Below are 12,165 nucleotides of genomic sequence, written 5' to 3'. Positions count from 1 at the left end.
TGGCCAGCCGCAAGGTCAGTGTGGATTCACTGTTTTTGGACGAAGGCTTTGGCGCTCTGGATGAAGATGTTCTCGATACCGCCTTGAATACCCTGGCCGGGCTGCAGCAGGACGGTAAGCTTATAGGTGTCATTTCTCATGTCCCCGCCTTAAAAGAGCGCATCAGTACCCAGATAGAGGTTATAACCCAATCTGGAGGCCGCAGCATCCTGCAGGGTCCCGGCTGCCGGCTCCAGTAGCCTGGCGTTGGCAGGGGTTACTCAAAAAAGAACCGCCACGCTATTTTAAAAAGCGGGCGGTAAAAGCTGTTTATGAGAATGTTTTAATAAAGACAATATGAATTTATAGATAAGATATGATTATCCTTTGCTTTTATTTTTTATAAGGGGTAACAACCCACTTGAGGCAACCGTCTTTCTTGCCACCAAAGATATCGTATCCTTTAGTGATGTCATTTAAGGGGGCACGATGGGTAATCAAGTAATTGGTGTCAATTTTCCCTGTTTGGATCAATTTGATTAATTCTGGAATCCGGTTGGCGTTTACCAGCCCCATGCTTATGCGAATATTCTTAATCCACAAGGTATTCATAGCCAGTTCCTGAGGTTTTTCGAAAACTCCGATCAGGGAAATAGTGCCGCCTGGTCTGACGCTGTCTACTGCCATGTCAAAGGTGGGTTTAAATCCATTAGCTTCAATGGTGACATCGGCTCCACGCCCGCCGGTCCGTTCTCTAATGGCATCGCCAACATTACCGACCTTCTGGGGATTGATTCCTACATCGGCAATACCATTCTTTACAGCGAAATCCAGACGTTCCTGGTTGATGTCAACAGCAATAATTTCGGCAGGCCCCCATAGTCTGGCGGTAGTCATTGCACACATTCCGACCGGTCCGCCGCCCATAACCGCAACCGTATCACCGGGCTCTATGCGGCCTTGCTCAGAACCAAAGTATCCAGTAGACAAAATGTCTCCTACGAATAGCACATCTTCTTCAGTGAGCCCATCCGGAATGGTGAACATTCCCAGGTTGGCATGAGGGACTCTTACATATTCGGCTTGACATCCGTCTATCATGTAACCAAATATCCAGCTGCCGGTGGTGCAATGGGAATATATTCCCCGCACACAATAAAAGCATTCGCCGCATTGAGTTACACAGGAAACGGCAACCTTGTCTCCAACTTTGTTGTTCCGGACTGCCGGACCTACTTCCACAACTTCTCCAACAAATTCGTGACCGATTATTCTGCCCGGTTCGACTTCTGGCATACCGCCATGCCAGATATGAATGTCGGTTCCACAAATGGTGGAGGTGGTTACTTTAACTATGGCATCATCGGGTTCGATAATCTTGGGTACAGGAACATCTTCCAGACCTATCTTTTCGGGTCCACGGTAAACCAATGCTTTCATGGTATCTGCCATTTTTAACCATCCCTTTCTTGAGGCATAAAATGTCGTGAGAAAATCCCTTTCTGACTTTCAACCTCCGATTTTAAAATCATTGCGATAATTTGATATTGCAGGGGAAGTAGTTGCACATCACCTCTTTCTATAGTTTTGCTCGAAAACAAAAAGACCACTATCCTTACGATCTATTTAAGACAATTCATAAGAATACTGGTCTGTTTTGAAGCCACCCTTACGGTTTCTTCGCAATCCACCAGGGTATGTAATTATAATAAATTTCCTATTTGGTCAAAACGCGGTCATAGACCATAACATGTATCCAAAAATCATTCTCCGGTTCAATATCATAGGTTTGATGAATGACCCTGGCCTGCAATTTTTCCTCAAAATAGGGAACATTGTCAAGGGAATGCTGCCGGGCTACCTGCATACGGGCTGCTCTGACCACTTCTTTGCCTGCTGCAGTTTTAACTATATATTGCTCCGGTTCAGTGAGAAATCTTTCTCCCCGGACAATGACCATGTCTTCCCAGATAATAATCTTGGTGTAATCAACGCCCTTGCCCAGTTTATCTTTGAAATACTGCTCCATATAAATCTTAAATTCGTGCTGTAATTTTTTTCGCTGGCGATCATCCAATTTATGCTGAGCATCGATATTAATCACATTATGGGATTGCCCATTCTTATCAGGTGCAAATGGCATATTATTCACTCCTAAAAAATGCTCCTATTGCGATAAGTAGCAAATACTGTTTTGTTTGTTTGTCCGATTAATCTATAATCTGTCTTTAAAGCATTAGCATGTTGCTGACAAAAGTGCGTCAATTATAAGGCATCCCGTATCGTCTCAACCCTCACTTTATATTGGAGAACAATAAAAAATACCAGTATTCTTGCGGTAGTTCCATTAGCAAACTCGCTCAAAATACTGGTTTTTCGCAGAGCCACCCGTAAGGGTTTCTCAATAATCCTCCATTATAAATATCATAAAGGATTAATCGTAATGGAGCAAGAACTTTTAAAAAAATAATTGACAAAAATCTAATAACTATATATACTGAACAACATAGAAATTTTTGATTTAAAGTTTATTTTAATATGGGCTAAAATTAAAAATTTAATAGTTTGGTGGATTGTGGAGAACCTGCCGGGAGAGGCTCCAAAGAACCAATATTTTTGTGAATTGTGCGGTTATGCCAGTTTCATAAAGATATTGGTTTTTTTTATTAATAATACAATACATAATGCATTAATTTTGGTATCCACTCTCCCAAGAGATACAGGGTTTATGTTCAAGCCAAAAAGCCTTTCTTATTAGAAAGGCTTTTTGGTTTTCATCTTTTATACCAATGATGGTAAGTATGTAGGAATGGTTAGCATCCTTTTTTTTGTATCAAATAAAATGTATGGGTGGGAAGGAAAGACGTGGGAACATATTCTGGCATAGGGTTATTAGTAAAACATTTCTTGGCAGGTGAAAGGAAATAGGGCAGTAATGAGTAATGAATATATGATGGGGTTATGCCAGTTTGGTGGAGTCCATCGGAACGGAATAAGATGAATGGGGGTTAAGAGGTGAAGAAGAGGCTTGGAATCGCTTTGGGGGGGATAGTACTTGTGCTCATTGCCTGGTTGGTATTTGACCACTATTATTATTTCTCGCCCGGTACCGACCATAGCCGGATTAAGCTGGAAGCGGAAAAGATCCTGCAGAAAGAGGGACCAAAGCTTTTAAAAACTAATTTGCTGGGTATGAGGCCGGATATGGAGAAAGAATTGAAGCGAGTGCAGGTATTGGAGATCAGAGAGCTTGGCAGTAAGAGCTATCTGCTTTTCAAACTGGAATATGATTTAAAGGTGCCTAACATGGACAGAATGGCTTATGAATATGGAGGCGGTGGTGGATACATATTGGGATTGCGCCAGGTGGAAAAGAAACTGGGACGCCTCTCTCTGGAAAAAGGCATGGAGTTTGAAACCAATTACTTGTCGGCCAGCCCGGTTGATTGCGGCCTGGATGCCGACGGTATTTTTTACGGCTATTGCAAAAACCCGCAGGTGGCCAAAATGCGCTTGGAAACAGGGGATGGGAAAATAGTGGAGTGCGAGGCAAAAGACCGCATACTTTTAGCGGCTGTACCCGGCAAGAATCAGGATATTTCTCCTTTCTTTTTTAATGCTCAGGGTGAAGAGATGGAGCCTTCCTATGGATTTAAGGTTGCTTTTGTCTCCAATGATGAGAAGTACTACCAGCAGTATACCAACAGCCCTATGGAATGGTGGAATATGAGCGCCAAGGATATAGGCGCAGGCTCCTTGCCGGCCGGCAGCATAGATGCCGTGTGGGTTTTTGCCGACCAGCAACAGGAAGCATTGCAGGGTCAAACGCTTAAGAAGCTTAAGGAATTAGCTGAAGGCGGAGTGCCGGTAATATTTATAGAAATGAAAGACAGCAATAAACTGTTGCGGGCTTTCCAGGTCAAGGAAGCGCCGGGCAAGGTGGCGGCTTCGGAAGTGGAAGCCCTCTACCTGGGAAAAGATAAAAGTCAGGAACTGCAGGTTGGGTTTATCGTTTTGGATGAGGATGAGCTCTCCCCCATACTGCAAAAATCCATCAACTTGCGCTACCAACTGGATGAAGACAAGCAGAAGGTAGCAGGAAAAAAGGCTGCGGCCAGTAAACCGACAACGGGAGTTAAACAGGGGACTACAGCGGTTCCGGCGGTTCCGGTTGCTCCAGCTCCAGTAGGGAGGGTTATGCCATGAAAAAGATGATGCAATTATCGTTTTCCATATTGCTGGGTCTGTTTCTTCTCCTGGGCAGCCTGCCGCCCGCAACGGCAGAAGCGGCTGGACAGGTGGAGATGACGGCAGAGGCAGGCTTCAAGGGCTTTGCCCGCTGGGGTCAGGCTTTTCCCTTGCAGGTAACCCTGCTTAACCCGGGCCCGGAAATCCGAGGACAACTGGTGTTTGACACCAATAATAATGAGCTTAGAATTCAACAGCAGAAAGAGATCGTACTTCCAACCGGGAGCAAGAAAAGGATAAATATGTTTATCCCGGCCAATCAAACCGCTAATTATGAGATTAAATTGATGGCCGGGGAAAAAGAGGTGGCCAAATGCAAAAGCCGGGTTACGATTATGCAGCCGCAGGAGATGCTGGTAGGCGTTTTGGCTTCCGGGCCGAGCACTTTGGATCATCTGGGAGGGATCAAGTTTCCGGCTGCCGGGCAGAGAATAAGTGTAACCCACCTGGAGGCCAAGGATATACCGGAAAAAAGCCTGCTCCTGGATAATCTGGATATTCTGGCCTTAAACGACTTCTCCAGCTCCAGCCTGAGCAAGGGGCAATTGAAAGCTATTGAAGACTGGGTGCAAAGAGGGGGAATGCTGGTTTTGGGCGGGGGACCCAATTGGAAAAAGACCTTTTTCGATTTACCGGAAACCCTCTGGCCGGTGGGTATTTCCAGCACTCGCCAGCTTTCTGCTTTGAGCGGTATGGAAAAACTGGCCGGTGAAAGGCTGGAGGCGAAGAAGCCTTTTATTATCAGCGAGGGCCAGCTCCGCTCGGGTAAAGTTTTGTTAAGCTCGGGGGAGACCCCGGTGGTGGTTGAGGATAAAAGGGGCCGGGGAAATATTCTTTATCTGGCTTATGACCTGGCCTTGCAACCCTTTGGCAACTGGACGGGAAATAACGCTTTCTGGAGTAATCTCATTTTGCGCATTAACCCGCATCAGATGGCCGGAAGCAGCGGCAGATATGTCAGCAGCGTCCAGGACATGGGCTGGATTTTACGCAACTTTCCGGCCTCCGATCTGCCTTCCGCAGGTTGGCTGGCTCTGGTCCTGCTGGCATATATCATTCTCCTGGGGCCGGGAATTTACCTTTTCCTCAAAAAGTATGACCGCCGGGACTGGGCCTGGGCCTTGATACCTGTTCTGGCGGTGCTGCTATTCAGCCTGACTTACCTGGGGGCTTTTAAAGCCAAAGGCCGGGATGTGTTTACCAATGTTATTACTCTGGTTAAACTTCAGCCGGATTTGGACCGGGCGGAGGCCAGTACCTATGCCGGAGTTTTTGCCCCTACCCGGAAAGAGTTTTCCTTTGAATTGCAAGGCCAGCAGGTAGTAGATGTAATCGGTGGGGACATGGGTCATATGATGCACAGGACGGTTAGTGTAATGGGGGGAAACAACTCCGGCCAATATCCCTTGCTGGCTACCGTAAGCCAGGACGAAAGAACCCGAGTCAGCTTTGATGATGCCAGCCGCTGGTCCATGCGCTGTATAGCCCTGAACGAAAATATAGAGCAAGCCGGGCGAATCGAAGCCCAGTTGAAAACCAGCCAGGGGAAGATAAAGGGGATTGTAAAGAATAAATCAGACCGGACCTTGTCCAACTGTATCGTGCTCAACCGCTACGGCTACCAGCGTATTTCCAAAATACTTCCCGGCCAGAGTGTGGAGGTGGAATTCGCCCCGCGTTTCAGCCCCAACCGGGGGCCGACTTTTTACCGGATTTTTGAACGCTACCCGGTGTACCGGCCTCAGGGTTATCAAGAAGAGGCCAACTGGGAAAGACAGTGGTCAACCCAGATTTTGGAGAATGCAACACGCAATGGGCAATTCCTGGATGATTCCATAATGTTCATAGGCTTTTCCAAAGATCCCGCTTCCCGGGTGTTTGTTCCGGAAAACCGGGGGAAGGTCAACTACAACAGCATCTACCTTGCTCCCCTGGAACTAAAGCTGGCTAGTGAAAAAGCTCTGTCCATCCCTCCCGGGATAATTAACGGGCGTTTTACCGCTACTGATGGGCGCAATTTCAACCAGGATCCCTGGGGAATTGGATGTGAAGGGGGATTTCTGGAGTTCGAGCTGGATCTGCCCTTTTCCCGGGAAGAGGTAAAGATTGATGAATTCAAACTATATGTGGGCTCTAACGATTACCGGCGGGCCTACCTTATGAAGCTGATGGTATACAATTTCCATAAAGGCCGGTGGGAGGATTTAAGCTACCAACCGGGCGGGATGCTGCTTACGGATTGGAAGCCTTATGTTTCGGAAAAAGACACGCTGCAGGTAAAAATCGGCAGCGGGGATAAAGGTCCCGGCTATGTAAATATTTCCGGTATTACCCTGAGCCTGGAGGGAGAATATATTTCCCCGCAGGCGGTCCCGGCAGCTCCGGAGGGCAACAATATGGAAGGAGGGGAATAGCATGCTGCAAGTAGAAGAACTATCCAAAAGTTATGGCAAGTTCCTGGCGGTTGACCGGCTTTCATTCAGTGTAGAAGATGGAGCGATATTTGGTTTTGTGGGGCCCAATGGTGCCGGAAAGACCACAACCATGAAGATACTAGGTACTCTGCTGCGCCCCAGCTCGGGCAAGGCCTGGATAGCGGGTGAAGATGTGAGCCAAAACCCCCGCCGTATTCGCCAGCTGGTAGGCTATATGCCCGACTTCTTCGGGGTTTATGATGACCTGAAAGTAGACGAATACCTCGATTTCTACAGTGCCAGTTACCGGATTCCCGCCCGGCAGAGAGAAAAAATCATCTCCGACTTGCTGGAGCTGATGGATCTGGAGCATAAACGGGAGGCCTATGTGGATTCACTATCGCGGGGAATGAAACAGCGCTTGTGCCTGGCTCGCTGCCTGGTGCATGACCCGGCTCTGCTCATTTTGGATGAGCCCGCCTCCGGCCTGGATCCGCGGGCGCGGGTGGAAGTGCGGGAAATCCTTAAAGAACTGAAAAACATGGGCAAGACCATTATCATCAGCTCCCATATTCTATCTGAATTAACCGAGCTCTGTACCCATCTGGGTATCATCGAAGCCGGGAAGATGGTGGCCTGCGGTAGTGTTGATGAAATTGTACATCGAAGCCAGTCGGCTCAGTCCATTGAAATTCGGGTTCTGGGCCAGATGGACGAGGCCCTGTTTATTATAAATAATAATTTAGGATTATCTGCCATCAAGCTTGATGAGCAGATGCTGGAATTGCCGTTTAATGGTAATGAAGAGGAAATGAACCGCATTCTCACCCATTTGGTTCAGGCCGGCATTCCCCTGGTATCCTTTGCCCAATCCCAAAGCAATTTGGAGAACATATTCATGCAGCTTACGAAAGGGGTGGTTCAGTAATGAAGAGCCTGGTATTAAACCCGATTCTGGCCAAGGAATTTCGCTCTCGTATGAGGAATTGGAAATCGCCTCTGATGATAAGCCTTTACCTGGGATTGCTGGGCTTGATCACCCTGGCCTATTATTGGATGCAGCAGAAACGCGGCTTTTATTCCGGCTTTGGGCCGGATGTAGGCCCACAGATATTTATTATCCTAAGTGTTTTTCAACTACTCTTGCTTTCCTTTGTAACCCCGGCCCTGACTGCTGGAGTAATAAACGGGGAACGGGAACGGCAGACCTTTGATCTTTTGCTTTGTACCCGTCTCTCCTCGGCTTCTATTGTCTTGAACAAGCTTCTGGCTTCCATAAGCTATATACTCTTGCTGGTGATTGCTTCCCTGCCGGTTTTTGCTATTGTGTACTTCTTTGGGGGAGTACTGCTGAGCGATATGGGCCGGGTTATACTGGTATCTATGGCTACGGCCATTACTTTTGGAGTTATCGGTATCTTCTGCTCAACCCTGTTCAAGCGTACCCAGGTTTCCATGGTGGTCAGCTATGTGGTGGTCTTGTTGTTCCTGGTGGGAACCATGGCCGTCACGGTGTTCCTGCAGGGGATACAGACCGGTCCCTATCCCCGGGTTACGGCTATGTACTTTTCTTATGCCAATCCCCTGGTGGCCCTTTTCTCCATCTTCCCCAACCAGGCGGCCGGCGTTGGTATTATGAGCAGCTTTCTGGGGGGCTACCGTACTTATGGTTATAATGCCGCAGTCAGCCAGGCTTTGAGTCCTTGGCAGTATAATTTTATTTTTGATGGGGTGTTGATTATAGTCTTGCTTCTGCTTACCGTGTTTTTGCTGGATCCGGTGGGGCGTTTCAAACGCTTGCGGAAAAATCCTGCGGTGGTGGAAACAGAGGCGGAATCGGCACCGGCTGAAGGGTAGAAAATTCAGGATGAAATTAGTAAGAAAAGAAGTGAGGAGTGAGGTGTATGTAGGGAACGACCCCCGTGTCGTTCCGAATCAGGCGCAGCAACCTTAATAGCAACCGCAGGGAGCATCAGTGGTACCCGCAGGGTGATTAACGCTGATAGTTATAAGAAAACAATCTGTGAAAATCATAATAAATCTTTGTAAATCAGTGTCAAAAAAAATCCTATCCTTATTGTTTCTATTTTCGTTGGTGGTTGTGGCCCCTGGCCATGGGGGGTTAGTAAGAAAGTGAGGAGTGACGGGTAAGGGGTGAGGGGTTTAAAGAGGTTTTGCATATTATGAGATTTAAAGAGTATGGGGACAAGAGAATAATTGCAGCCCTGCGGCCGGTACTGCGCAGAATCCAGTTGCAGCATTACCTGCATTGGCTGCTGCGGGGGCTGGCCGGAGCTTTGCTTCTCTCCGCTTTTTTTCTCCTGCTCTCCTTTTTCTTCCCCTGGGTGGGAGTAAAGCAGCTTTGCCTGTATACCCTGGGAGCGAGCCTGCTTCTAGCTTGGGGCTGGGCTTTTTGGCGGTGCCCTGATTTATGGAACGCAGCCTGTATGAGCGATGCTAAAGGCTTGCAGGAGAGAGTTTCCACCGCCCTGGAATTGTTTGCTGAGGATTCGGAAGTGATACGGCGGCAGCGGCGGGATGCCCTGGAACAACTACAGGCCTTTGACTTCAGGACGGCTTTCCCCTTTATTTTTCCGGCCCGGGAAGGGAAAATCATAGCAGCAGGCCTGCTGCTGGTGGGGTTGTGTTGTTTTTTACCCAATCCCCAGCAGGCGGAAGTGGATAGAGCAATAGCGGTAAAGCAAGAGATAGCGCGGCAGGAAAAGAAAATTGAAGCTGTAAAAAAGGAAATTCAGGCCAAGTCCGGCTTAATCCCGGCAAAGGAACTGGAGAAGACTGCAAATTCCCTGGAGAAATTGCAAAAGGATTTGCATGAGGCGGGTGATATGAAAAAGGCCCTCAAATCCCTGGCCCAAGCGGAGGAAACATTGGAACAGTTAAGGTTGGAAAGTTTGCGACAGGGAAGGCTGAGTGCGGCAGATCTGGCTTCGTTTAAGCCCGGACAGGAAAGGCCGCAAGCTGCTACGGAGGATAGTAAAGATAGGGATAACGGGCGGGATGAGCCGAAAGCACCCGGAAGCGAAGGAGAGGAATCTCCCGGTAAAGAAGGGAAAAGTGATTCTTCCAGCGAGCCGGGAGCTAATTCTGGCTCCAATTCTCTGGAGCCGGTCAGTCACGGTGGGTCTGCTTCTGATGTGAAGAATAGCGCAGTCGCCCGGCAGGAGGGGGGAAGAGCAGCGGCAATGGCCGAGTTGAACCGGGCTTTGCGGGCTATTCAGGATTCCCGCCAGGCCTTGCTTGCTGCTGGTAGTGCTTCCCCTTCTCAATGGGCATCTTCGCAAGGCTACGGCAGTAATACGGCCGACAGCAGCGGCGGCAGTGGGAACAATACGGCGGGCCATAGCGCCGGCAGTAGTGGTAGCGGGGCTCAAGGCGGAGCCAACAGCGCTGCGCCGGATAGTTGCAGTTCGGGTTCCGGCGCGAGCGGGGGTACCTGAAGCTCCGCTTCCTCTGCTGGACAGCAGGGGGCAGGAAATAGCGGCAGTTCAGGCGGCAGCGGACAGCAAGGCGGGCAACAGGGCAGTGGGCAAGGCAGCGGCAGCGGGGCCGGATTGGGTAGCGGCAGCGGCAATAATTCTTCCCCGGGCCAATCTTCTTCCTCGCCGGAGCCGGGAGCCGGTGAGCTGGCGGTAATGAAGTGGGGGGACTATGAAAAGATATATGACCCACAGCGCATCGGGCGAAGCGGAGAGATTTCCCAGGTGCGGGGGCAGGCTGGTGAGGGGCCCCAGCAGCTGATAGAAAGCGATGATCCAGCCATAATGCCGGGGAGTATGCGGCCTTACCGGGAAGTTCTGGCCGAGTATAGCAAGGCAGCCCGGGAGTCGCTGGATCGCCAGCCCATTCCTTCCGGTATGACGGAAGTAGTGAAAAACTATTTTTCCTCCCTGGAGGAATAAAACGGAAGACGGAATGGTCGTAATAGTTAACCATCGTTAAACAATCATTCAACCATTGTTCAACTACCGCTTAACTATCGTAGGTTGTTGTTTTGGTTCATGGGACATTAATAAGGATATAGCGTACAAGGGGGCCAGGAAGTGGATATTGATGAATTCGTACATAAAGCCAAACAGATTGAGGCCGAAATAGCAAAGGTGATGGTGGGGCAGAAGCAGATAATAAGGCATAGCCTTATTGCCTTGCTGGCCGGGGGGAATGTTCTCCTGGAGGGAGTTCCCGGCCTGGGGAAGACCATGTTGGTTAAAACTTTGAGCCAGGTTCTTTCCCTGGAATTCAAGCGGATACAGTTCACCCCCGACCTGATGCCGGCGGACATAGTTGGAACCAGCATAATTTCCGAAGATGCTGAAGGCCGCCGGGCTTTTCAGTTTCAAGCGGGGCCGGTATTCGCCAATATTGTACTGGCGGATGAAATCAACCGCGCTACGCCCAAGACGCAGAGCGCCTTGCTGGAAGCCATGCAGGAGGGAACTGTAACCGCCGGGGGCAAGACCCGAAATCTCCCCAATCCTTTTTTTGTATTGGCGACCCAGAATCCTTTGGAGATGGAGGGAACCTATCCCTTGCCCGAGGCACAGACCGATCGCTTTTTGTTTAAATTGCTGGTGGAATTTCCGGAGGAAGAGGAATTGGCTGCTATTATTAGCCGGGATATGGGTTCGGAACCCGGGGATTTGGAGCGGATGGCCAGTGGGGAAGATGTACTGGCTATGCAGGCTATAGCTGCCGGGGTGCCGGTGGCTGAGCGGGTGAACCGGCGCATAGTAAAGCTGATTCTGGCCAGCCATCCGGACAGTCCTTACGCCCCGGAAATGGTCAGGAAATATGTACGCTACGGAGCTTCACCCCGCGCGGGTCAGGCTTTAGTGGCCAGCTCTCGTGTCCGGGCTTTGATGGAGGGACGCTATAATGCTGCCTTTGATGATATTGAGGAACTGGCCTACCCGGTTTTGCGGCATCGCATCATCCTGAATTTTGAAGGTGAGGCCGAGGGGATTAAAATAGATGACTTGATTGGCGAGCTCCTGGCCGCTACCGAAGATGAACGATAGTTGAACGATGGTTTAACAATGGTTGAGCGATGGTTGATATCAATGCAAAAATAATAAATATGCATTAGTGTGCATATTTATATCGCGCAGCACCCATAATAGCGGGGTGTGTAGGGAACGGCCCCCGTGTCGTTCCGAATCAGGCTAAACCCTATGGCCGCTACTACAATAGCGACCGCAGGGAGCATCAGGCGTACCCGACAGGGTGAAGTGTGAGGGGCCACCTTTTCTTAAGGGAGTTATTATGAAAAATATATTTGACGAGGATTTCTTGAAGCGCCTGGAGCATTTGCGCCTGGTAAGCCGGAAAATGCGGGCGGGTAAAAACAGTGGAGAAAGGCGTTCACCGCTTAAAGGACAGTCGGTGGAATTCGCCGATTTTCGCAATTATTCCAGCGGCGATGATTTTCGTTATATCGATTGGAACAGTTACGCGCGTACGGAAAAACTCTTCGTAAAGCTGTTTATGGAGGAGCAAGACCTGCTCT

General features: G+C 49.2%; 12 protein-coding genes. 10 read left to right on the top strand and 2 right to left on the bottom strand.

Annotated features, from left to right (window positions below; all coding sequences use genetic code 11):
- Window positions 1–239, top strand: a 239-nt coding sequence (locus PHP87_RS07165; protein ID WP_299919964.1) for a hypothetical protein, incomplete at its 5' end; no start/stop codon positions are given.
- Between the two features lie 133 nt (window positions 240–372).
- Here the strand turns inward: PHP87_RS07165 and PHP87_RS07160 are convergent.
- Window positions 373–1,431, bottom strand: coding sequence for an alcohol dehydrogenase (locus PHP87_RS07160; RefSeq protein ID WP_299919963.1), 1,059 nt, complete (start codon window positions 1,429–1,431; stop codon window positions 373–375).
- 265 nt (window positions 1,432–1,696) lie between these two features.
- Entirely contained in the window at window positions 1,697–2,122 is a 426-nt protein-coding gene (locus tag PHP87_RS07155) for a DUF2294 domain-containing protein (protein ID WP_299919961.1), read from the bottom strand.
- Window positions 2,123–2,994: 872 nt separating this feature from the next.
- Here PHP87_RS07155 and PHP87_RS07150 point away from each other — a divergent pair.
- From PHP87_RS07150 to PHP87_RS07110, 9 genes are all read left to right on the top strand, one after another.
- On the top strand, window positions 2,995–4,185 hold the full coding sequence (locus tag PHP87_RS07150) for a hypothetical protein (RefSeq protein WP_299919959.1): 1,191 nt from the start codon (window positions 2,995–2,997) through the stop codon (window positions 4,183–4,185).
- Window positions 4,182–6,641 carry a hypothetical protein gene (locus tag PHP87_RS07145; RefSeq protein WP_299919957.1) on the top strand — a complete coding sequence of 820 codons (2,460 nt, stop codon included), beginning with the start codon at window positions 4,182–4,184 and terminating at the stop codon, window positions 6,639–6,641. Before PHP87_RS07150 ends, PHP87_RS07145 begins: the two co-directional genes overlap by 4 nt.
- A 1-nt stretch (window position 6,642) precedes the next feature.
- Window positions 6,643–7,569 carry an ABC transporter ATP-binding protein gene (locus tag PHP87_RS07140; RefSeq protein ID WP_299919955.1) on the top strand — a complete coding sequence of 309 codons (927 nt, stop codon included), beginning with the start codon at window positions 6,643–6,645 and terminating at the stop codon, window positions 7,567–7,569.
- A complete protein-coding gene (locus PHP87_RS07135; protein WP_299919953.1) occupies window positions 7,569–8,498 on the top strand; it encodes an ABC transporter permease in 930 nt (309 codons plus the stop codon). The genes PHP87_RS07140 and PHP87_RS07135 overlap by 1 nt, the downstream gene beginning before the upstream one ends.
- Window positions 8,499–8,824: 326 nt before the next feature.
- A complete protein-coding gene (locus PHP87_RS07130; protein ID WP_299919952.1) occupies window positions 8,825–10,099 on the top strand; it encodes a hypothetical protein in 1,275 nt (424 codons plus the stop codon).
- Window positions 9,981–10,295, top strand: coding sequence for a hypothetical protein (locus PHP87_RS07125; protein WP_299919950.1), 315 nt, complete (start codon window positions 9,981–9,983; stop codon window positions 10,293–10,295). The genes PHP87_RS07130 and PHP87_RS07125 overlap by 119 nt, the downstream gene beginning before the upstream one ends.
- Window positions 10,295–10,561 (top strand): hypothetical protein, encoded by a 267-nt coding sequence (locus tag PHP87_RS07120; RefSeq protein WP_299919948.1) that lies wholly within the window; start codon window positions 10,295–10,297, stop codon window positions 10,559–10,561. Before PHP87_RS07125 ends, PHP87_RS07120 begins: the two co-directional genes overlap by 1 nt.
- 141 nt (window positions 10,562–10,702) lie before the next feature.
- The gene (locus PHP87_RS07115) at window positions 10,703–11,677 is read left to right on the top strand and encodes a MoxR family ATPase (protein ID WP_299919946.1); all 975 of its coding nucleotides are present in this window, start codon (window positions 10,703–10,705) and stop codon (window positions 11,675–11,677) included.
- Window positions 11,678–11,921: 244 nt separating this feature from the next.
- The coding region (locus tag PHP87_RS07110; protein ID WP_299919944.1) for a DUF58 domain-containing protein at window positions 11,922–12,165 on the top strand (244 nt) is incomplete at its 3' end.

This window comes from Syntrophomonas sp. (genome assembly GCF_028707975.1).
Taxonomy (GTDB): Bacteria; Bacillota; Syntrophomonadia; order Syntrophomonadales; family Syntrophomonadaceae; genus Syntrophomonas.
This window is presented reverse-complemented; position numbering and strand designations above follow the sequence as displayed.